This window comes from Thermocrispum sp., assembly GCF_002919275.1.
Lineage (GTDB): Bacteria > Actinomycetota > Actinomycetes > Mycobacteriales > Pseudonocardiaceae > Thermocrispum > Thermocrispum agreste.
Window position 1 is genome coordinate 53,231 of sequence record NZ_PKFA01000045.1, and the last position, 21,327, is coordinate 74,557.

20 protein-coding genes are annotated in these 21,327 nt (G+C 69.4%); 4 read left to right on the forward strand and 16 right to left on the reverse strand.

Annotation, left to right across the window (positions count from 1 at the left end; translation table 11 throughout):
* Positions 1-626: 626 nt before the first annotated feature.
* Positions 627-1,466, reverse strand: coding sequence for a mycofactocin-coupled SDR family oxidoreductase (locus CXP56_RS10280; protein WP_028848432.1), 840 nt, complete (start codon positions 1,464-1,466; stop codon positions 627-629).
* Positions 1,467-1,680: 214 nt separating this feature from the next.
* Here CXP56_RS10280 and CXP56_RS10285 point away from each other — a divergent pair, with 214 nt between their 5' ends.
* On the forward strand, positions 1,681-2,943 hold the full coding sequence (locus CXP56_RS10285) for a cytochrome P450 (protein ID WP_028848431.1): 1,263 nt from the start codon (positions 1,681-1,683) through the stop codon (positions 2,941-2,943).
* A 495-nt stretch (positions 2,944-3,438) separates the two neighbouring features.
* Here CXP56_RS10285 and CXP56_RS10290 read toward each other — a convergent pair whose 3' ends face one another.
* From CXP56_RS10290 to CXP56_RS10305, 4 genes are read right to left on the reverse strand one after another with little or no spacing between them, the layout of a single operon-like run.
* Positions 3,439-4,236 carry an amidohydrolase family protein gene (locus CXP56_RS10290; protein WP_028848430.1) on the reverse strand — a complete coding sequence of 266 codons (798 nt, stop codon included), beginning with the start codon at positions 4,234-4,236 and terminating at the stop codon, positions 3,439-3,441.
* A 19-nt stretch (positions 4,237-4,255) separates the two neighbouring features.
* Positions 4,256-5,005, reverse strand: coding sequence for an SDR family NAD(P)-dependent oxidoreductase (locus CXP56_RS10295; RefSeq protein ID WP_028848429.1), 750 nt, complete (start codon positions 5,003-5,005; stop codon positions 4,256-4,258).
* Positions 5,005-6,147 (reverse strand): acyl-CoA dehydrogenase family protein, encoded by a 1,143-nt coding sequence (locus tag CXP56_RS10300; protein WP_245566701.1) that lies wholly within the window; start codon positions 6,145-6,147, stop codon positions 5,005-5,007. The genes CXP56_RS10295 and CXP56_RS10300 overlap by 1 nt, the downstream gene beginning before the upstream one ends.
* 33 nt (positions 6,148-6,180) lie before the next feature.
* Complete coding sequence (locus CXP56_RS10305) at positions 6,181-7,332, reverse strand: acyl-CoA dehydrogenase family protein (RefSeq protein WP_211227623.1); 1,152 nt, start codon at positions 7,330-7,332, stop codon at positions 6,181-6,183.
* A gap of 142 nt (positions 7,333-7,474) precedes the next feature.
* On the opposite strand from CXP56_RS10305, the gene CXP56_RS10310 reads away from it, so the two are divergent.
* From CXP56_RS10310 to CXP56_RS10320, 3 genes are read left to right on the forward strand one after another with little or no spacing between them, the layout of a single operon-like run.
* A complete protein-coding gene (locus CXP56_RS10310) occupies positions 7,475-8,680 on the forward strand; it encodes a thiolase family protein (RefSeq protein WP_051310345.1) in 1,206 nt (401 codons plus the stop codon).
* A gap of 28 nt (positions 8,681-8,708) precedes the next feature.
* Positions 8,709-9,467 carry an SDR family NAD(P)-dependent oxidoreductase gene (locus CXP56_RS10315; protein ID WP_028848425.1) on the forward strand — a complete coding sequence of 253 codons (759 nt, stop codon included), beginning with the start codon at positions 8,709-8,711 and terminating at the stop codon, positions 9,465-9,467.
* Complete coding sequence (locus CXP56_RS10320; protein ID WP_028848424.1) at positions 9,464-10,231, forward strand: crotonase/enoyl-CoA hydratase family protein; 768 nt, start codon at positions 9,464-9,466, stop codon at positions 10,229-10,231. The genes CXP56_RS10315 and CXP56_RS10320 overlap by 4 nt, the downstream gene beginning before the upstream one ends.
* A 2-nt stretch (positions 10,232-10,233) precedes the next feature.
* Here CXP56_RS10320 and CXP56_RS10325 read toward each other — a convergent pair whose 3' ends face one another.
* The 11 genes from CXP56_RS10325 to CXP56_RS10375 all read right to left on the reverse strand — a co-directional run.
* Positions 10,234-10,773, reverse strand: coding sequence for a histidine phosphatase family protein (locus CXP56_RS10325; RefSeq protein ID WP_084609319.1), 540 nt, complete (start codon positions 10,771-10,773; stop codon positions 10,234-10,236).
* Positions 10,774-11,298: 525 nt separating this feature from the next.
* A complete protein-coding gene (locus tag CXP56_RS10330) occupies positions 11,299-12,186 on the reverse strand; it encodes an HpcH/HpaI aldolase/citrate lyase family protein (RefSeq protein WP_028848422.1) in 888 nt (295 codons plus the stop codon).
* A 20-nt stretch (positions 12,187-12,206) separates the two neighbouring features.
* The gene (locus CXP56_RS10335) at positions 12,207-13,859 is read right to left on the reverse strand and encodes an ATP-dependent acyl-CoA ligase (protein WP_028848421.1); all 1,653 of its coding nucleotides are present in this window, start codon (positions 13,857-13,859) and stop codon (positions 12,207-12,209) included.
* A complete protein-coding gene (locus CXP56_RS10340) occupies positions 13,856-14,665 on the reverse strand; it encodes an enoyl-CoA hydratase/isomerase family protein (protein WP_286900932.1) in 810 nt (269 codons plus the stop codon). Before CXP56_RS10340 ends, CXP56_RS10335 begins: the two co-directional genes overlap by 4 nt.
* Before the next feature lie 469 nt (positions 14,666-15,134).
* The gene (locus tag CXP56_RS10345; protein ID WP_051310343.1) at positions 15,135-15,920 is read right to left on the reverse strand and encodes an enoyl-CoA hydratase/isomerase family protein; all 786 of its coding nucleotides are present in this window, start codon (positions 15,918-15,920) and stop codon (positions 15,135-15,137) included.
* Complete coding sequence (locus CXP56_RS10350; RefSeq protein ID WP_286900933.1) at positions 15,917-17,515, reverse strand: AMP-binding protein; 1,599 nt, start codon at positions 17,513-17,515, stop codon at positions 15,917-15,919. Before CXP56_RS10350 ends, CXP56_RS10345 begins: the two co-directional genes overlap by 4 nt.
* Before the next feature lie 23 nt (positions 17,516-17,538).
* Complete coding sequence (locus CXP56_RS10355; RefSeq protein WP_051310342.1) at positions 17,539-18,060, reverse strand: pyridoxamine 5'-phosphate oxidase family protein; 522 nt, start codon at positions 18,058-18,060, stop codon at positions 17,539-17,541.
* Complete coding sequence (locus CXP56_RS10360) at positions 18,050-18,769, reverse strand: ABC transporter ATP-binding protein (protein ID WP_028848418.1); 720 nt, start codon at positions 18,767-18,769, stop codon at positions 18,050-18,052. Before CXP56_RS10360 ends, CXP56_RS10355 begins: the two co-directional genes overlap by 11 nt.
* Positions 18,762-19,520 carry an ABC transporter ATP-binding protein gene (locus CXP56_RS10365; protein WP_028848417.1) on the reverse strand — a complete coding sequence of 253 codons (759 nt, stop codon included), beginning with the start codon at positions 19,518-19,520 and terminating at the stop codon, positions 18,762-18,764. Before CXP56_RS10365 ends, CXP56_RS10360 begins: the two co-directional genes overlap by 8 nt.
* 3 nt (positions 19,521-19,523) lie before the next feature.
* Positions 19,524-20,408, reverse strand: a complete 885-nt coding sequence (locus CXP56_RS10370) for a branched-chain amino acid ABC transporter permease (RefSeq protein ID WP_084609317.1) — start codon at positions 20,406-20,408, stop codon at positions 19,524-19,526.
* A partial coding sequence (locus tag CXP56_RS10375; RefSeq protein ID WP_286900936.1) for a branched-chain amino acid ABC transporter permease occupies positions 20,405-21,327 on the reverse strand: 923 nt, incomplete at its 5' end. The genes CXP56_RS10370 and CXP56_RS10375, both read right to left, overlap by 4 nt.

The following is a 21,327-nucleotide window of genomic DNA, read 5'->3' on the forward strand; positions in this document are numbered from 1 at the left end:
GCGCCGGGTGCCTGGGTGGTCCGGTTCCCCCATCGTCTCGGGGCAGCTGGGCGCCCCGATCCGGGCTGTTTCTCACCGCCTGAAGTCCAGCGTGGTGAGCCGCTGCCAGGCCCGGCCTCCGGCAACACCTGAACCGTATCCCGGGAATCGACACTCGGGCGCCGAGCACGAGCGGCCGCCGGCCACCCCTGATCCTGGCCGCTTCGCGGGCACCCGCGCTGTCCTGACCCCGCATCACCTCGGGACATCCGGGCCTCCGCCGCCAATCCCATGGCTCAGAACCACCGTGCCACCCCGATCCCCATCAGAACCGGACGCCCGGGACACCCCTGACCCCGCATCATCGCAGGAATCCACGCCACCACCAATCCAGTGCCCATCGGCGCGAGGCACCCGGACCGTCCCCGAATCCGATCGTTCCGGACCGCCAGGGCCGACCCTGCGCGGGCGACCGGACAGTGCCACCGCTCCCACCTGGCACCGCCCGCACCCTCCGCCCCTCATCGACCGGGACGCCGTGGCCGCCCCGGTCACCACGTCTCCGGGCACCGGGGCGCCCGATCCCAGGCTTGGCACGCGCCAGGTCCGGCCACCGCGCCCGGGTGGCCGGACCTGATGCTTCGGGCCTACTTGACGAAAGCGCCCGCGTCCACCGGGAGCGTCACCCCGGTGATGTACCGCGCCTCGTCGCTGGCGAGGAACAGCAGCGCGTTGCTGATGTCGTCGCACTCCACCCACGGGACCGGCAGCGTGTTCAGCGACATGAAGCCCGGCATGGCCTTCTCCTGGGTGGGCTCCGGGTCGTCCGGCGCGAACATCCCCCAGGTGCCGGGGTTCTGGATCATGATCGTGTCGACGTTGGTCGGGTGGATGGTGTTCACCCGGATGCGGTACGGACCGAGCTCGTTGGCCAGCGTGCGCATCAACCCGACGATGCCGTGCTTCGCCGAGACGTAGTGCGCAACGTGCTGAATGCCCTTCAGCCCGCCGATGGAGCTGGTGAACGTGATGCTGCCGCCGGAGCCCTGCTCGATGAGTTTCGGGATCGCCACCTTGGCCGTGTGGAAGACACCGGTCAGGTTGACGTCGATCATGTCCTTCCACTGCTCCGCGGTGAGCTCCCACGCCTTGCCGTAGGAGGCGATACCCGCGTTGGCGACGACGGCGTCGATCCGGCCCAGCTCGGCCACGCCTTCGTCGAAAGCGGCCTGCAACGCATCCAAGTCACGGACGTCGGCCTTGCGCGCCACCACCCGCCGGCCGGTGGCCTCCACCAACTTCGCCGTCTCGTCGAGCTCGGCCTTCGTCGCCAGGTTGTACCACGGACTCACCGTGGCGATGTCCTCGCAGATGTCCACCGCGATGATGTCCGCGCCCTCCTGCGCCATCCGTACCGCGTGGTTGCGCCCCTGGCCGCGTGCCGCGCCGGTGATGAAGGCGACCTTGCCTTCCAGCCGTCCTGCCATGACTGAGCACCTCCGTGATGTCGGCGTTAAGGGCAATCATTATCAGTGAATGCCACTGTTGGCAATGGCCACGTTCCGTGGTCGACCGTCACCCGTTCGTGCAACGTTCGGTTGTGGTGTATGCCATAGAATCGTATGGTATTCATCATTCGCCTAGTGATGCACTAAGCGACGACCGACGACCGCAGCAGTGACGAGCAACGAGGTGACCCGAGTGACCACCACCAAAGCGGCGGACGCGGCGCCGGACATCCTGTCCCCGGAGTTCGCCGAGAACCCGTACCCCTTCTATCGGGTGCTCCGCGACGAGTACCCGGTGCTGTACCACGAGGCCACGAACAGCTACCTGATCAGCCGCTTCGAGGACTGCGCCAACGCGTTCCGCAACCCGGTTTTCTCCAGCCGCAACTACGAGTGGCAGCTGGAGCCGATCCACGGCAGGACGATCTTGCAGATGGAGGGCACCGAGCACTCGCGGCACCGGGCCTTGCTGAACCCGTTCTTCCGCGGCAAGGGGCTCGAGCGCTTCATGCCGGTGATCATGGCCAACGCCACCCGGCTGCTCGACGGCGTCCTCCAGCGGGCGGGGCAGCAGCTGGTGGACGGGATCTCGTCGGTGGGCAAAGCCGACCTGGTCGAGGACTTCTCCACGTGGTTCCCGATCAACGTGATGGTCGACATGCTCGGCCTGCCGAAGAGCGACCACGACCGGTTCCACAAGTGGTACCAGTCGATCATGGCGCACCTGAACAACCTGGCAGGCGATCCCGAGATCACGGCTCGGGCCCAGCAAACCCGGCAGGAGCTGCGCGACTACATGATGCCGATCATCGCCGAGCGCCGGACCGGCGACGGCGAGGACCTGCTGACCCGGCTGTGCCAGGCCGAGGTCGACGGGCACCGAATGTCCGACGAGGAGATCAAGGCGTTCGTCAGCCTGCTGCTGGTCGCGGGTGGTGAGACCACGGACAAGGCGACCGCCAACATGTTCCGCAACCTCATCGACCACCCGGACCAGATGGAAGCGGTGCGCAAGGACCGCAGCCTGGTGGACAACGCCATCGCCGAGACGCTGCGCCACTCCGGCCCGGTGCACATGATCATGCGCCAGACCGAGGAGGACGTGGAGCTGCACGGCACGACCATCCCGAAGGGCTCGACGTGCATCATGATGCTGAGCGCGGCCAACCGGGACGACCGGCAGTTCAAAGACCCCGACGAGTTCAACATCTTCCGCGAGGACCTCGACGTCGCGAAGGCGTTCAGTGGCGCGGCCAACCACGTGCAGTTCATCCTGGGCAGGCACTTCTGCGTGGGCTCGTTGCTGGCGCGGCGCGAGATGCAGACGGCGCTGAACCTGGTGCTCGACAACCTGCACGACCTGCGCTATCAGGACGGCTTCGTCCCGAAGGAAGCCGGTTTGTACACCCGGAGCGTGCCCGAGCTGCTGGTGGAGTTCACTCCGGCGAAGCGGTGAGCGCGAGCCGTCGACGGCAGCGGGGGTGCCGTCGGCGCGCGGGGCCGGCTGCCCGCCCGATCAGCGGGTGGCCGGCCCGTGTGCTGTTTGGGAAGAACCGACCAGTCGCCTCCGAGGCAGTCGCCGCTGCGCACGACCGTGGCATCGCGATCACTGGGAACGCGGGAATCGCGATGCCCCGTGGCCGGCATCGCGGTCAGCGGCCGCTGCCCGGTGGCCACGCAGCGGCTGCCGGCGCAGTAGCTGACCATCGGCACCATGGTCGGCAGTCAGTGGCCGACCGCATGGGCGGAAGCCGCTCGGCCGCCAGCACGCCAGCCACCCGCGCAACACCCGATCACGAATCACCAAGCACGACAGCCACAACCGCCCCAGCACAGCAACCAACCACCGACCACACGCCCGGCCATCAACCACCACCCGCGCACCCGAAAGCCGCCCGGCAACCGCCCACGCGGCAGCCGGTCGCCTGCTCGGCGGAACCATCGCCGGGCGTCAGCCCGGCAGCCGGTCGCCCAACAGCTCGGCCAGGGTCCCGCCGAGGACCAGCTTCGTCTCGTCGTCGGACAAGCCCAGCGCCTCGATGGCCCGGATCTCGTCCCCGGGGCTGGTCATCGGCCAGTCGGAGCCGAACACGATCCGCTCCGCGCCGTGCTTGCGGATCAGGTTGCGCACCCGCTCCGGGCGCAGCCGGGCCAGCGACGGCGGCCAGGACGTCTCGAGCACCACGTCGGCACCTGCCAGCATCTCCTCGGCGTCGTCGAGGATCTTGTAGCCGCCGAAGTGGCAGGCCACCAGCCGCAGGCCGGGAAACTGCCGGGCGATGTCGCGGATCATTTTCGGGCTCGACAGGCTGTTGGTGTACGCGTCGCCGCCCTCACCAACGTGCACGATCACCACGTAGTCACTGCCGAACGCGTCGAAGATCTCCCACAGCCGCTTGTCGTCCAGCGCGAACCGCTGGAACAGCGGGTGGATCTTCACCGCCCGCACGCCGTGGCGCTGCAGGCTGGCGATGTTCTCCTCCACGCTCAGGTCGACGTGCACCGTCCCGAACGGCACGTGGTGGTCGTCCGCGATCCCGGCCACGAACCGGTTGACCGAGTCGACGTGCTTGGCCTGATTGGCGATGGCCAGGCAGCAACTGACGTCGACGCCGCTGCGCCGCATGTCCTCGGTCAGCCCGCCGACGGTGCCGTCGCCGCGGGCTTGCAGTCCCGGCACCCGGTTGTTGTCGAGCGCGATCTTGGCGATCCTGTCGGGCCAGACGTGGGTGTGGGCGTCGATGATCACGCGGACATCCTCTCGGTCGTCACAGCTTTCCGGACTCACCGCCGTCGATGACGAAGATCGCCCCCGTGGTGAAGGACGACAGGGGCGAGACGAGCAGGCAGGTCAGCGGCACGATCTCCGCGGGGTCCGCCATCCGTTTCATCGGGATCTTCGCGATCCGCTTGGCGTACAGTTCCGGCGATTCGGTCACCGCCTTCTGTGCCTCGGTCACGAACGCTCCCGGCGCGATGCAGTTGACCTGCACGTTCTTGCTCGCCCATTCGGCGGCCAGCGCCTCGGTGAAGCGCACCACCGCGCCCTTGGACGTCGAGTACGGCACGAGGTACGGCTTGCCGCGCACACCGGTGGTCGAGGCGATGTTGACGATGCGCCCCGCCCCCTGCTCGATCATCTGCCTGCCCGCCGCTTGCGCGAGCATCATGGGGGCGATGACGTTGACCGTCATCACGTCCTTCCACACCTCGGGGTCCTGGGTGGCGAATTTGCCCGCGGGCGCGATCCCGGCATTGTTGATCAGCCCGTCGATGCGGCCATGACGGTCCAGCACCTCAGGCACGAGCTGCTTGACGGACGACTCGTCGCGCATGTCCACTGTCGCGGTGCTGATCCGACCCTCGCCCTGCGCGGCGACTTCGGCCAGAGCGTCCTTCGAGCGCGCGGCCGCCACCACGGTGGCGCCTTCCCTGGCCAGGGCGATCGCCATCGCGGCACCGAGGCCCCGACTGGCCCCGGTCACCAGGACGACACTGCCTTCCAGTCCGAGATCCATCACCGGCCTCCCTTCGCCAGCCGGCGGGCGAGCGAGTCCAGCAGCACCTCGGTGGCGCCTTCGTAGATCCGCAGCGGGCGGGCGTTGCGGTAGAGCCGTTCGATCTTGGATCCGCGCACGAGCCCGAACCGGCCCATGACCTGCAGCGACCGGTCCACCACGGCCGCCGCGGCTTCGGTCGCGTGCACCTTCGCCATCGACGAGAAGTCCAGATGCCCGAGCGGGTCGCTCTTGGCCAGCGACGCGGCGCGGTAGACGAAAGCCCGCGCAGCCTCGACGTCGGTCCACGACTGGGCCAGCTTCTGCCCGACCGCGCCGAGCTCGATCAGCGGCCTGCCGAACTGCTCGCGCCGCAGCACGTGCGCCTTGGCTTCGTCCAGCGCCGCCTGGGCGAGGCCGACCGCGGACCCCGCGACGGACACGCGGAAGACGGCCAGCGTCTGCAGCATCAGGGAGAACGCCTTGCCCGGCACGCCGAGGCGGTGGCTGGCCGGAACCCGCACGTCGGTGAAGGTCAGCTCGCCGAGGATGTGCGGCGCTATCAGGTCGGCGCCGCGCTCGATCTGCAGCCCGGGGGCGTCGCCCGGGATCAGCACCATCGACCAGCCGTCACCCTCGCGCACCAGGGTGCAGTAGAAGGCCGCAGCTCCCCCGTTGGTGATGAACGACTTGCGCCCGTTGATCACCAGCTCGTCGCCGTCGGCCGTCATCCTGGTGGTGATCGCGCGCAGGTCGGAGCCCACCTCGGGCTCGGTCAGCGCCAGGCCTGCGATGGCGTCGAGGCTGGCCACCTTGGGCAGCCACTGCCGCTTCAGTTCCTCCGTGCCGCCGACCGACAGCGAGTAGCTGCCCACGCCCTGCATGCCGAACATCGAGTCCAGGTGCGCCGACGTGTACATCAGCGCCTCCCGGATCACGGCGATCGTCAGCGGGTCGAGCACGTCGTCGTGCCCGCCGTAGGCCGCGGGGACCACGTACCTGGCCAGACCGCTGGCTCGCAGCGCGTCGAGGCACCCCTGGTGCACGGTGACCGCCTCGTCGGCCTCCGCCGCGAACGGTTCGACCTTCGCCGCGACCTCGCGGGCCACCTCCCGGACCTTGCGGTGCTGCACACCGAGATCGAACAGCTGCCCAGCTTCCACGATGCGTCCCTTTCTCGCGATCGGCAGGCGCTTTCAGCGGCGCTGATCGAACTTGCGGCCGAGGAGCTCGGAGACGATGCGGATGCGCTGCATCGTCGGCGTGCCGCCCGCGATCGCCCAGCCGTGCGAGTCACGGTGCAGGCGTTCCAGACCGTACTCCTCGGTGTAGCCGTTGCCACCGTGGATTTGCATGGCCAGGTCGGTGACTCGCTTGGCCATCTCGTTCGCCGCGCACTTGGCAAGCGACACCTGGAGCGGATCGGGGATGCCGGTTTTCCGCGCGGAAGCGGCGGCTCGGTCGCGCAGCAGTCGTGCGGCCTCCACGTCGAGCACCATGTCGGCCACCATGACCTGGATCGCCTGGAACTCCACCAGCGGCTTGCCGAACTGCTCGCGCTCCTGGACGTACTGCAGCGTCTTGTCCAGCGCGGCCTGCCCGATGGCCAGGCTCATGGTGGTGTTGCCCAGCCGTTCGATCGAGAAGATCCGGAACAGCTTGCCGAACGAACCCGCCGGGACGACGACGTTGTCGAGCGGCACCTCGACGTTGTCGAAGTACAGGTCGGCCGACGGAATCCCGCGGAAGCCCATCAGCCGCTCGCTGGCCCCGAAGGTGAATCCCGGCGTGCCCTTCTCCACCACGACCGCCCCGATGCCCTTCGAACCGGGAGCGTCGGACAGCCGGCAGTACAGCAGGTACAGCTCGGCCTCGCCGCCGTTGGAGATCCACCGCTTGGTGCCGTTGATGATGAGCTTGCCGTCGACCTCCTTGGCCGTGGTGCGCATGTCGGTCGCCGCGGATCCGGCGTGCGGCTCGGAGATGGCCACGGCCATCGTCTTGCGGCCGCTGATGATGTCGGGCAGCCAGCGCTGGCGCTGCTCCTCGGTACCGAGGTGGGTGATCACCTGTGCCGGGCCGGTGTTCGCCTCGAACACCTGGAACGCGGCGGGGCGGCAGACCTTGGCCAGCTCCTCGATGACGATCAGCGCCTGCTCCAGCGGGGCGCCTGCGCCACCGTACTTCTCCGGATGCGCGATCCCCAGGAACCCGAGGTCACCGAGCCGAAGCCGCTCCTCCTTCGGCAGCGGTGTCCGGTTGACGTCCAGCGACTCGGCCATGGGCTCGTAGATCTCTCGCGCCACCCGGGCAGCGAGCTGCCGGATCTCCGCGTGCTGGTCCGACACGGACTCACCTCCTTGGTTGTTAATGATTATTATGGATTTGGTGAGCCGGTGTCAACAAGGCGGCCACGCTGCCGACTGCCCACGACATCGGAGACTCACTGGCTCATGGACACAGAGATGACAATCATGATAAGCAATAGTCATGGCTCACCCGCAACCAGCTGGCCCACGTGATGCGGTGATCGTGGCCGCCGTACGTACCCCGGTCGGCCGCGGCAAAGCCGACGGCGCGCTCAGCGGGGTTCATCCGGTCGACCTGCTGGCGCAGACCCTGCAAGGACTCCTCGCCCGCACCCCGCAGGTCGATCCGGGCACGGTGGACGACGTCATCGTCGGCTGCGTGTCCCAGGTCGGCGAGCAGTCCGCCACCCCCGGACGGATGGCGTGGCTCGCCGCCGGGTTCCCCGAGCACGTGCCCGCGACGACGATCGACCGCAAGTGCGGTTCCAGCCAGCAAGCCGTCCACTTCGCCGCGCAGGCGATCCGTTCCGGGGACGCCGACATCGTGGTGGCAGGCGGGGTCGAGTCGATGAGCCGGGTGGTGATGGGGTCGGCGCGCATGGGAGCAGATCCGTTCGGCGCAGGCGTGAACGAACGCTACGCCCCCGGCTTGGTGTCCCAGGGCGTGGCCTCCGAACTGGTCACGGCCGAATGGGGCTTCACCCGCGCCGAGCTCGACGAGTACGCCACCCAGTCGCATGCCCGCGCCGCCGCGGCGCAGGACGCAGGCGCCTTCGACCGCGAGATCGTGCCGGTGACCACCCCGAACGGTGTGGTCACTGCCGACGAGACGATCCGCCGCGGCACCACGCCGGAGAAGCTGGCCGGGCTGAAGCCGGCCTTCCACTCACCGGACCTTGCCCGGCGCTTCCCGCAGCTGACCTGGTCGACCACCGCCGGGAACTCGTCGCAGATCAGCGACGGCGCCAGCGCGTTGTTGCTGATGTCGCGCGCGAAGGCGGAAGCGCTCGGCCTGCGCCCGCGGGCCCGGATTCACAGCATGGCGGTGGTGGGCAGCGACCCGCTGCTGATGCTGACCGGCCCGATCCCGGCCACCGGGAAGGTGCTGGCTCGCGCCGGCCTCACGCTGGAGGAGATCGACCACGTCGAGGTCAACGAGGCGTTCGCGCCGGTGCCGCTGGCCTGGCTGAAGGACTGCAAGGGCAATCCCGAGCGGCTCAACCCCCGGGGTGGCGCGATCGCCCTCGGCCATCCGCTCGGTGCGTCGGGTGCCCGGCTGATGACGACGATGCTGCACGCACTGGAGGACAACGACCAGCGCTTCGGCCTCCAGGTCATGTGCGAGGCAGGTGGCATGGCCAACGCCACGATCATCGAGCGACTGTGACCCGCTTCCCCGTCGAAGGAGAACTTCCGTGCACCTCAGCAACGCCTCCGCTCTGGTCACCGGTGGGGCGTCCGGTCTCGGCGCCGCGACGTCGCGCAGGCTCGCCAAGTCCGGCGCCCACGTGGTCGTCCTCGACCTCAATGAAGAGCTCGGCAAGGAGCTGGCCGCGGAGATCGGCGGCACGTTCACCCATGGCGACGTCACGGACCCGGCGGCGGTCGGCTCCGCGCTCGACGCCGCGGAGCAGCGGGCGCCGCTGCGGGCCCTGGTGCACTGCGCGGGCAAAGGCGGCACCGTCCGCTTGGTCGACCGGGACGGCTCACCAGGAGCTCTCGACCTCTACCGGCAGCTGGTCGACATTAACCTCGTCGGGACGTTCAACGTGCTGCGCCTGACAGCGGCCCGGATGGCCAAGAACGAGGTCGTCGGCGGCGAGCGCGGTGTCTGCGTGCTCACCGCGTCGGTCGCCGCCTGGGAGGGCCAGGTGGGCCAGATCCCCTACGCCTCCGCCAAGGCGGGCGTCGTCGGGATGACCCTGGTCGCCGCCCGCGACCTGGCGAACAAGTACATCCGGGTCAACTCGATCGCGCCGGGGGTGTTCGACACGCCGATCCTGGCGCGGTTCTCGCAGGAGATCAAAGACCGTCTCGCCGCCCAGGTCCCCAACCCGGCGCGACTGGGCAGGCCGGACGAGTTTGCGATGCTGGCCCAGCAGATCATCGAGAACCCGTACCTCAACGGCGAGACCATCCGTCTCGACGGCGCGATCAGGATGGCGCCACGATGAGCGAACCGCAGCTGAAGGTCTCCGAGCGCGGCCGCGTGCTGGTGCTGGAGATGAACCGCCCGGAAGCACGCAACGCGATGTCACTGCGGATGGCGCACGAGATCGCCGATGCGCTCGACCAGCTGGACAGCAGGTCCGACCTGAGCGTCGGCGTGATCACCGGCGCGAACCGGACGTTCTGCTCGGGAATGGACCTCAAGGGGTTCGCCCGCGGCGAGCGGCCGGTGGTGGAAGGCCGCGGTTTCGCGGGCCTGGTGCAGCAGCCGCCGCGCAAGCCGCTCATCGCCGCCGTCGAAGGGTACGCCCTGGCCGGTGGCTTCGAAATCGTGCTGGCGTGCGATCTGGTCGTGGCGTCGCGCGAGGCGAAGTTCGGGCTGCCCGAGGTCAAGCGCGGCCTGACCGCCGCGGCGGGGGGCCTGCTGCGGCTGCAGCGTCGCATCCCGTACCACCTGGCCATGGAACTGGTGCTGACCGGCCGGATGTGGCCAGCCACCGAAGCGGCCGAGGTGCACTTGGTCAACCGGCTGGCCGAGCCGGGAAAGGCGCTGGACACCGCGCTGGAGCTGGCCGACGAGATCGCCGCCAACGCACCGCTCGCGCTGGCCGCGTCGAAGCAGGTGATCATGCGCTCGCAGGACTGGTCGCTGGACGAGATGTTCGAACGGCAGCACGAGTACGTGCAGCCGGTACGCGAGTCCGCGGACGCCAAGGAGGGTGCCCGGGCCTTCGTGGAGAAGCGCGCGCCCCGCTGGACCGGCACCTGAGGTCACCGCCCACGGAGAGGTGGCCGGGTTCGCCCGACCACTCTTTTCTGCGGACCAGCGAACCACGCCCGTCGACCGGTCTGGGGCCGACGTGGGCGTCCGTCGAGAAGGCGTCGTGCGGGGGCTGCTCCATGCTGCGGCGGCTGGCCGACGAGCAAGCCGCGGCCCGGCGCGCCGCGGCCCGCCAGCGGATTGCGGATCGCGATGGCGTCGGTCGCGGCCTGCCCCTCCGACGAAGCCCGAGCAGCTGCTCCTTGCTGCCCGGGAGACTCGTGGTTGAGCTTGGTGCGCTCGCGCGCGGCCGCCTCGGCGAACGTCAGGCCCTCCCACTGCCCGAAGTCGGTCTCCAGCAGGCCGGGATGCTGTTCCACGGTCGCTGGCGGGACCCGCCGTCCGCCTCGACGAGGAGCTGCACGCGGCGTGGCTGGGCCTCGGTGGAGGCCGTCTCCAGCGGGATCATGGTCTGTTCCGGCTCGGGCCGCCGCTTCCCCTGCCGCGCGGACCCTCCCGCGGACTGGGAGTCCATGGCCTGATTGCCGCATCCGTCGCTTCGTGGCGGTCGTGGGTGGGCGATCTTGCGGGTAGCTGCTTCTCGCTGCCCGGGAGACTCACCGGCTGAACTCGTCGACCCGATCCGCCTGTGGTCGAGGCGCTGGGGCGGCACGTGCCGCTGCGGGCAGGTCGACCGCCGAGAGGCCGCCGGGCAGCCGCTGAGTGGCCACCGAGCAGCGGCCGCTGACCGCGATGCCGGCCGCGGGGCATCGCGATTCCCGCGTTCCCAGTGATCGCGATGCCACGGTCGTGCGCAGCGGCGACCGCCTCGGAGGCGACTGGTCGGTTCTTCCCAGACAGCCAACGGGCCGGACAACTTCGGCCGGGCTGGACGACACTCCCACAGGTGAGGGAGCCGCGGGAATGTGATGAGGCTCCTTGGCTGGGTACGCCCCAGCGCGCCTCGACTGGGGTGGGCCGTCGGCGGCGTCCACCGCACCACCTTTGCGCCCTGCGGGTCATCGGAGTCCGCGGGACCGCCCGGCCCGCTCGTGCTGGGCTGCCGCGCCCGGCTGCTACTCGGCCTCGCCACGCACCAGCCTGGCGTGCGCCAGCCAGTCCTTCGCCTTCTCCATGTGCGCGATGTCGACGTGCGTGCCGCGGAACCGCACGGCACCGTGCCCCTCGGCGATCGCCTTCTCCACGGTGGCGACGAGTTCTTCGTGGTAGGCGACCTCTTCGTCGGACGGCGTGTACACCTCGTGCACCACCGGCACGTGCGACGGGTGGATGAGGATCTGCCCGCGGAAGCCGAGCTGGAGGCCGTAGTCGGCGAACGCACGCAGTCCCTCGAGATCCTCCAGGTCCTCCCACAGCCCGGTCAGCGGGTGCAGGCCGTACTGACGGCAGGCCAGCAGGATCCGGCTGCGCAAGTACAGCGTCTCGCTGCCCTCGCGCGACTGCCGGTAGCCGACAGCCCTGGCGATGTCCGCATGCTGCGAGGTCGGGCCGATCATCGCCCCGACGCGCGGCGACGCCCCGGCGATCTCCAGCGCGTTGTTGATGGCGTCGACCATCTCCACCGGGACAATCATCTCCAGCCCGTCGGCGCCGTTGCGCGTCTCGAACCAGTCGATCAGGGTCTCCCAGCGCAGCACGTCCGTGGCGTTGCGGATCTTCGGGGTGAACAGGCCGTTCAACTCCGGACCCACCACGGCCTCGAGATCCGCGCCCGCGAGCTTGGTGTCGAGCGCGTTCGGGCGGACGAACAAGCCCACCCGGGACGACTCCTTGCGCAGGTCCGCCAGGATCTGCCGCGCGGTCTCCCTGGCGGACTCCTTCAAGTGCTCGGGTACCGAGTCCTCGAGGTCGACGACGATGCAATCGGCCCCCGACGCCAGCGCCTTGGGCGCCCACGACGGCTTGTGCGCGGGGACGAACAGAACCGAACGGTAGGGATGCACCTTCACGCTCCTCGGCAGGCTCAGCGACCGACCGACGTCCGGTCGTGGGTGTCCGGCGTGACACCGAGCTCGCGCAGCTTGGCCTTCTGCACCCGCTGCGACGGGGTCTTGGGCAGCTCGTCGACGAAGCGCAGATATCGCGGCACGGCGAACGACGGGATCCTGCGGTCGCAGTGCTCCCACAGCTCCTCCGGGGTGATCGGCTCCGAGGTGATCACATAGGCCATCACCTCGTCCTCGCCCGCTTCGGTGTCGGCGGGCACCGCGATCACCGCCGTCTCCAGCACCGCGGGATGCGCCAGGATCGCGGTCTCGATCTCGTAGGAGCTGATGTTCTCGCCGCGCCTGCGCAGCGCGTCCTTGAACCGGTCGACGAAGTAGTACCAGCCCTCCTCGTCGCGCTTGAGCGCATCGCCGGTGTGGAACCACAGGTTGCGCCACGCCTCGACGGTCTTCTCCGGCATGTTGTAGTAGCCCATCGAGCAGATGAACGGCACCTTCGGCCGCACCACCAGCTCACCGATCTGACCGACCGGGACCTCCTCGTCGGTCTCCGGGTCGACCAAGCGCACGTCGAACCACTCGTCCGCGGCGAGACCGGCCGCGCCCGCGGGCCGCGGCTCCCCGTACGGGGAGATGATCGGTGCCGACGTCTCGGTGAGGCCGAAGACCTCGACGAACGCTTCGATGCCGTACCGCTCCTTCATCGGCTCCACCAGCGAGGACGCGGTGGGCGCGGCGAAGACCACCCGGAGCGGGTTGTCGGCGTCGTCCGGGCGTCGCTGCTGCTTCCAGATGAAGTCCATCATCACGCCGATGAAGTTGGTGACCGTCACCCGGCTCTCCCGGATCTGGTCGATCCACCGGCTGGCGGAGAACCGGGGGCGGACCACCACCCGGGCTCCGGCGACCATCGCCGGGTAGGCGGCCATGAACTGGGCGTTGCCGTGGAACAACGGCGTCACCGTCATCCACGCGTCCTCGGCGGTGAGCCGCACCAGGGACACACACTCCTCGGCGAAGAAGAACATCTGCGCGTGCGGCATGGCGACGCCCTTCGACGGGCCCGTCGTCCCCGAGGTGAAGAACACCGAGGCCAAGTCGTGCGGGTACACCTCCGGCAGCTGCACGTCGCTGCCCGCGGGCAACTCGGCCTCCAGCTCGTCCCACGGCGCGGCCTCCCAGCCCGCCTCGCGCAGCACCGCGATCGCCTTGTCCTGCTGTCCGGTGTCGATCACCCAGAACTTGGTGATGTCCTTCGCGGCTTCCTTCACCGCGACGAACCGTTCCGCGTAGACGTCGTCGACGACCGCGAACTTCGCTTCCACCGTGCGCACCTGGTGGGCCAGGAAGTCGTGCTCGTAGGCGGTGTTGATCGGCACCTCGACCATGCCGGCGACGGCACTGCCGACCCAGGTGCGGACGAACCGGGAGGAGTTCGCCGCGACGATGATCACCCGGTCACCTTTGGCCCCGCCGTGCGCGAGGAGGTTGCGTCCCACTCGCTCGGCGGAGGCGAGCATCTCGGCATAGGTCCAGGTCAGGCCCTCCTCGGGGACGTCGAGCCAGACCGCGTCCGGACGCTCGGCGGCCTGGTGACGCAGCACGATCGGCAGCGCCCACTGGGAGCGGTCGGGGAACGTCGGCTTCAGGTCGCGGTAGTAGCGGGTCACTGGTTCCGTCCTTCGTCAACGTTGCGGGCACGGCGGAGTCCGCGGAAGTCGGGCTTGCGCTTCTCCAGGAAGGCACGGGCGCCCTCGAGCATGTCCTCGCTGCCGATGGCCTGGATGAGCGCGCCGAGGTTGGCGGCCATGTTGTCCTTGGACTGGTTCCACCACTGGTTGCTGCTGGTCTTGGCGATCTCGAGGTAGCGAGGGCTGAGCGCGTCGATCTCGTCGAGCCAGCGCTCGACGGCGGCTTCGAGTTCGCCGTCGGGGACCACCTCGTTGACCAGCCCCCACTCCAGCGCTTGACGGGCCGAGTACCGGCGGCACATCATCGCCATTTCCTTGGCCCGGCGCTCACCGATCTGGACGGCCATCAGGTTCGTGGCGCCGAGCACGGGGGCGGAACCGACCTTGGGGCCGGTCTGGCCGAACGTGGAGCGTTCGGTGGCGATGGCGAAGTCACAGGCGACGACGAGTTCGTTTCCGCCGCCCGCGGCGGGACCGTCGACCGCGGCGATCACCGGCCGAGGGCAGGCCCGGATGGTGTCGAGCAGCCGCGCCGACGTGGTGAACAGCCGGCGCAGCTGTTCCGGGTCCGGGTCGCCGAGCTCGGTGAGCGCGCCGCCTGCGCAAAAGCTGCCGCCCGCGCCGGTGATCACCACCGCATGGGCCTCTGCGGCGTCCTCGATCGCGGCGATCATGGTGCGCGCCATCTCGAGGTCGTACGCGTTGCGCCGCTCTGGCGCGTTGATCGTGATCCAGACGACGTTGCGACGTTCGGCCACCTCGATGCTGCCCACGACGCTCCTCACCTAATGATGCTGTTCATAATCAACATTACCCGGAGATCGTGTCCCCAGGCAATGGTGCGACGTGGAAGGCGTCGGCGCCTGCGGAAAGCCGGTGACGAGCGCTGATGGCGGCACCGGAGCCAAGGCCGATTCCGCGGTCCGGCCTCAGCACGACCGGCAGGCACGGGACGTGTCGACGGCAGCTCGGCGCTCCGAACTCGGCACCGACGGCGGGAACGAGCACGTCCTGCGCAGCCCGACGCTCCGCCCTCGACGCCAACGGTGAGAACGGAGGTGGAAACGGAGCTCGTCCTGCGCAGCCAGGCGCGACCTTGGCGCAGCCAGTGAGAACGAGCACGTCCTGCGGAGCCAGGACGCCGGCGTCGGCGCAACCGACGAGCACGCACCACATCCGTCCTCGTACGACCTCGTCCACCAGCGCGCATCCGACAGGTGCGGAACGCATCCACCACACCCCCGCGCCCCGACCTCAACGCAACCGGCGAGCACGGAACGCGTCGACCGCGGCCCGGTGCTCCGGCCGGGCGAACAGCAGGGCGATCGCCTCCACCGACTCGGGGTAGCCGACTTCGGTCCCCCGGTTGATGAACGCCTTGCCCACCTGGACGGCCAGCGGTGGGTTGGCCGCGATTTCCTCGGCGAGCGCGACCGCCGCCGGGACCAGGTCGTCGTCGGAATGCACCTGGCAGACCAGTCCCATCGACCGGGCTTCGTGCGCGTCGACGGTGCGGCCGCTCAGCGCCAGGTACCGGGTGTGGTGGCGCCCGATCACGTCCGGGCCGCGGATGATCCCGTAGCCCGGCATGAGGCCGACCGTCACCTCCTTGAAGGAGAACTGAGCCGACTCCGCGGCGTACGCGATGTCGCACGCCAAGGTCAGCTCGGTCCCACCACCGAACGCGATCCCGTTGACCGCCGCGATGACCGGGATGGCGCACTTCTCCACGGCGTGGAACGCCTCGTACACCCGCAGCAGGTGCGGACGGACCAGGTTCACGTCGCCGTCGAGGTCGTGGAACATGTCGATGTCGCCACCGGCGGAGAACGCGCGTCCCTCTCCCGTCAGCACGACCGCGCGGTGCTCGTCGTCGTCCTTGCCGAGAGTGCGCATGAGCCGGGTCAGCTCGGCGAACCACAGCTGGTCCATCGCGTTGAGCTTCTCCGGGCGGCACATGGTCACCAGCAGCACGCCGGGTGCCGGCGATTCCAGCCGGAACCGCTCGTAGCCCCGCAGGTGTTCGGGCAGATCGGTCACCGGGCCGCCTCCCGGTCCCAGGTGTCCGGCGTGACGCCCTCGGCGCGCAGCTTGTACTTCTCCACCCGCTGGCTCGGGGTGAGCGGCAACGCCTCGACCACCCGGACGTAACGCGGCACAGCGAAGGCGGTCAGCCTGCCCCGGCAGAACTCCACCAGGGCAGCCGGGTCGATCTCCGCGCCCGGCGCCGGGACGACCGCGACCATGACCTCTTCCTCGGACAACTCGGAGGCCACACCGTAGGCCGCGACCTGGCCGACGTCCGGGTGCTCGGCGATGACCCGCTCGACCTCCCAGGTCGAAATGTTCTCGCCGCGCCTGCGCACGGTGTCCTTGGCCCGGTCGAGGAAAGTGAGGAAGCCGTCCTCGTCCAGGACGCCACGGTCGCCGGTGTGGAACCACAGGTTGCGCCACGCCTTGACGGTCGCGGCCGGGTCGCCCTCGTAGCCGTCGAACATCCAGCCCGGCTTCTTCGGCCGGACCACGATCTCCCCCGGAGTGCCCGGCGGCACCGGTCGGTCCAGCTCGTCCACCACCGCGACCGTGTAGATCGGCGACTCCTGTCCCGCGGTGCCGATCCGGCGCCGCTCCGGCGGCATCTCGCAGACCAGGGACACCTCGGTGCTGCCGTAGATCTCGGTCAGCCGCACCCCGAAGCGCTGTTCGAACTCGGTGAAGATCTCCTTCGGGCACGGTGCCCCGAACGCCACCCGCACCGGGTTGTCGCGGTCGTCGTCCCGAGCAGGCTGCTTGGCCAGGATGCTCATCATCGCGCCCTGGTAGTTGAACGCGGTGATCCCCTCGCGACGGCAGATGTCCCAGAAGCCGGACGCGGTGAACTTGCGGTGCATGAGGACGCGCGCCCCCGCGTCGAACCCGGTCATGACCGAGCAGTACCGCGCGTTGGCGTGGTAGAGCGGGAACACGCTGTAGAGGCGGTCGTCGGAGGTGTAACCCATCAGCTCGGTGGTGTGCCTGGCGAGGTTGACGTTGGCCCGGTGGCTGAGCCGGACTCCCTTGGGCGGCCCGGTGGTCCCGGAGGTGTAGAGCACCACCGCGGTGCTCCCGGGGTCGACCGCGGGCAGGTCGCGGGGCGAAGTCGCGAGAAGATCGGTGAACGGCGTCGTGCGCAGGCCGGTGTCGGCGGGCTCGGCGGCCGGGGTGCCCGGCAGCGGGTCGAGCAGCAGCAGGTGCTGCAGCTGCAGCTCCCCTCCGTCGCTGCGCGCCTGGGCCATCGCTCTGGCCAGAAGCGGCACCAGGTCCGGCGCGCACACCGCAGCGCGAACCCGGGACAGCACCAGGCAGTGGGCCAGCGCGACCGGCCCCGCGGCCGGATTGAGCGGCACTTCGACCAGACCCGCGCGAGCGATACCGAACCACGCCTGCAACGACGCCACCCGAGCCGGGGTCAGCACCGCGACCCGCTCGCCGGGCTGCAAACCGAGATCCAGCAAGCCCGCCGCGACGCTCGAGGCGTGCGCGTCCAGGTCCCGCACACCCACCTGCTCGTCCTCGATCACCACCTCGGCGCCCTTGCGTGCCGGGTCGGCCGCCACCGCGGCCAGCCACTCACCGAGACTCACGTCGTGCTCCACCTGCGCTCCTTCGTCACACGTCGTCACGAACGGGCAGGGCCGCCTCGTCCGTCGCCTGCCAGCCGGGTCGAGTCATGGGAGGCCGTCACCTCGGTCGGGACGACCTCGATCACCACGCGATTGGGGCTGTCCAAGAGCCGGACGAACGCTTCCGGGTCGCCGGGCGCCAGGCGCGGGGCCAGCCGACGCACCCGATCCATCACCACGGCTCGATCACGGTGCACCCGGGCCCGGCCGCGCAACGCGACCATGCGCCTGCCGGGTAGGCCGGTGCCCGCACTGGACACCACCACCGCAACCCGTGGATCGGCGTCCACGCCACGCACCTGGCGCCGGCCTTCCACCGTGGCGAACCAGAAATGACCGTGCTCGTCGACCAGGTAGCTGAGCACCACCGCGGTCGGCAAGCCGTCCTCGAGGAACGACAGCACGCATTCGGTCTGCTCGGCGAACAGCTCCGCCCTGCCCTCCGGAGCCAACCTGGCCCGGGACAAGTCCTCGATGTCCTTCGCTCCGGGCAGGTCGTCGGCATCCTCAGACGCCATCCAGCGCCGCCTCCCCGAGCATGGCGTGCACGATCGCCTTGCTGTCGCGGGCTTCGTCGGCGGTGCCCGTCCACACCGTCTCGCCACGGCTGACGACGGCGACGGTGTCCGCGATGCGCAGCCCGGCTTCGGCGTTCTGCTCGACCATGAGGATGCCGATCCCGGTGTCGGCCATCGCGCGGACGCTGGAGAGCACCCGCTCGACCATGGCGGGCGCCAGCCCCATGGACGGTTCGTCCATCAGCATGAGCTTGGGCCTGGACATCAACGCGCGGCCGAACGCCAGCATCTGCTGTTCGCCACCGCTGAGCAGGCCGGCCTGCGCATGCCTGCGCTCGGCGAGAATCGGGAACGTCTGGTAGATCTCCTCGATCCCCTTCTCGACCGAGCCCTTCGGGGCGGCGTACCCGCCCATGCGCAAGTTCTCCTCGACGGTGAGCGGAAGGAAGATCTTGCGGCCCTCCGGCACCAGCACCATGCCGCGCCGCACCACCCGGTGGGCGGCCATCCCGGTGATGTCGCGGCCGTCGAACCACACCGACCCGGCGTCGGGTTTGTGGAACCCGGCGATGGCGCGCAGGCTCGTGGTCTTGCCCGCGCCGTTGGCGCCGAGCACCAACGTCACCTGCCCCGCGGTGGCGGTCAACGACACCCCGTGGACCGCGCGTACCGGCCCGTAACTGACGTGCAGATCGGTGACCTCAAGCATCGGCCGCCGCCCCCTTCCCCAAGTACGCCTCCTGGACGGCGGGATGCCGGACCACGTCCTGCGGCTCGCCTTCGGCGATGAGCTTCCCGACGTTCATCGCGAACAGGTAGTCGCAGGTCTCGACCATCATTTCCACGTCGTGCTCGACGATGAACTGGGTGATCCCCTCGTCGCACAGCTGCCGCATCAGCTTGCCGATCTCCTTGCGCTCCGCGGTGTTCATGCCCGCGGTGGGCTCGTCCAAAAGCAGCAGCCGGGGACGGCCGATGATGGCGCGGGCGAACTCCACCCTGCGCTGCATGCCGTACGACAGCTCGTCGGGGCGCAGCTGCGCCACCTCCCGCACGCCGACCCGTTCCATCACCTCGTCGACCTGCATCGCCGTCTCCTTGCGGGTCTGCTTGGGCAGCGCGTCGAGGCCGAGCAGGATGTTGTCGCGGACCGAGCGGTCGTCGAGCAGGCGCACGGTCTGGAACGTGCGCGAAATGCCCATACGGTGCACGTTCCGCGCCGGGACCCTGGTGTAGTCCTTGCCGTCCAGCAGGAACCGGCCCCGGGTCGACGGCGTCAGCCTGGTCATCGCCCCCAGCAAGGTCGACTTGCCCGACCCGTTGGGGCCGATCACGCCGTAGATGTTCCCTTCGTACATCTCCAGGGTGATGCCGTCGACGGCCTTGACGCCGCCGAAGTGCACGGCCACGTCCTCCATGGCGAGCAGCGCCGTCTGCCTGCCCACTGCGCTTTCAGCCATCCGTCAGCCCTTCTCCTGCAGCACGGCCATGCGGGCACGCTCCTGCCGGGTGCGCAAGCGATGGACGAGGTCCTTGATCAGGCCGAGCACACCGTTGGGCAGGTAGATCGCGGCCACCGCCACCAGAAACCCGTAGACGACCTTCTCCCACTCCTGCACGAACGAGATGACCGTCGGCAGCCAGACGAAGATGACCGCGCCGATGAACGCCCCCAGCCAGGACCGGGCGCCGCCGACGATGATCGCCGTCAACGCGAGAACCACCATGTGGAAGTTCACTTCCGCCGGCGTGATGGTGGACCGCAGCAGCGTGGTGATCGCACCGGCCAGACCGCCGATGACCCCGGAAATGGCGAACGACGCCAGCCGGTACCTGGCCACGTCGATGCCCATGGCGGTGGCCAGTTCCGGGTCTTCGCGGACGGTGTCGACGCGCCTGCCCATCCCTTTCGCCTCGGTCCACACCAGCACGGCCACCACCACGACCACGACCGCCAGGATGTGGCCGGTGTCGATCTCGCCGAGCGCGCCGAACAGGCCACCCGGCCCGCCGGTGAGTTCCCCGCCGTTGACCGCCACCACCGAGACGATCAGCGTGAACGCGATCGTCGCCATGCCCATGTACAGGCCGGTCAGCCGCTGCACCACCAGGCCGAGCGCGAAGACCACGACGCCGGCGAGCACCGCGCCGAGCGCGACCGACGGCCACGTGGTCCAGCCCAGGTGGACCATGGCGATGGCGGCGGTGTAGCCGCCGATACCGAAGGCGCCGACCCCGGCGAAGGAGAAGACTCCGAAGCGGATCGGCACCTGGATGCTCAACGCCAGCAGCAGCGTGGTGAGCGTCGTCTGGATCAGCACGACGTTCATCGCGTACCAGTCGCTCATGTGCGGCGCACCTCCTTGCGGCCCAGCAGGCCCTGGGGCCGGGCGAGCAGGATCAGGAAGATCAGACCGAACGAGACGGCGTCCACCCAGGTGCCGTAGTTGAGGTTCAGCACGAGCGTCTCGGCCCCGGCCAGGACGTACGCGCCGATGACCGTGCCTGCCATCGAGCCGAGGCCGCCGAGCACGATGATCGCGAACGCCTTGATGAGCAGCTGGTCTCCGGTCTCCGGGGCGATGGCACCGAGCTGGAAGGTCAGCAGCGCCCCGGCGAGGCCGGCCAGTGCCCCGGCCGTGGCCATGGTGCCGAACGCCAGGGCGGTCCGGTTGACGCCCATGCCCGCGGCGGTCTCCGCGTCGACCCCGATCGCGCGCAGTGCAAGGCCCTGCCGGGACCGCCGCACCCAGACGGTCAGGCCGATCCCGATGGCCAGGCCGGACACGATGATGACGGCCGACGTGGTGGTCAGCCGCAATCCGAAGACGTCCATGACCTCGGCGTCGTAACTGGAATTGAAGCCGAACGGGCTGGAGCGGGTCTGGTGCTGGGCGAGCGCCAGCGGGATGGCGGCGACCCCGATGCCGCCGATGAGGATGCGCATCTCGGCGGCGTGCTGGTTCTTCGACCGCTTGAGGATCGGCTGGAAGGCCAGCAGCTGGGTGAGCGCCGCGATGGCCGCCCCGACCAGCACCGAGACCGCCACGACCGGCAGGAACGGCAGCTCGGTCTCCCGCGTGACGAGATGGCCGACGAACGCGGAGAACATGAACGTGGCCCCGTGCGCGAAGTTGAGGATGCCGATGGTCCCCCACACCAAGGCCATGCCCAGCGCGAACAACAGGTAGATCGAGCCAAGCGTGACGACGTTCAGCAGGTCTTGCACGTTGCTTCCCCTCGGGTAGGGGCGAGAGACCGCCCCGC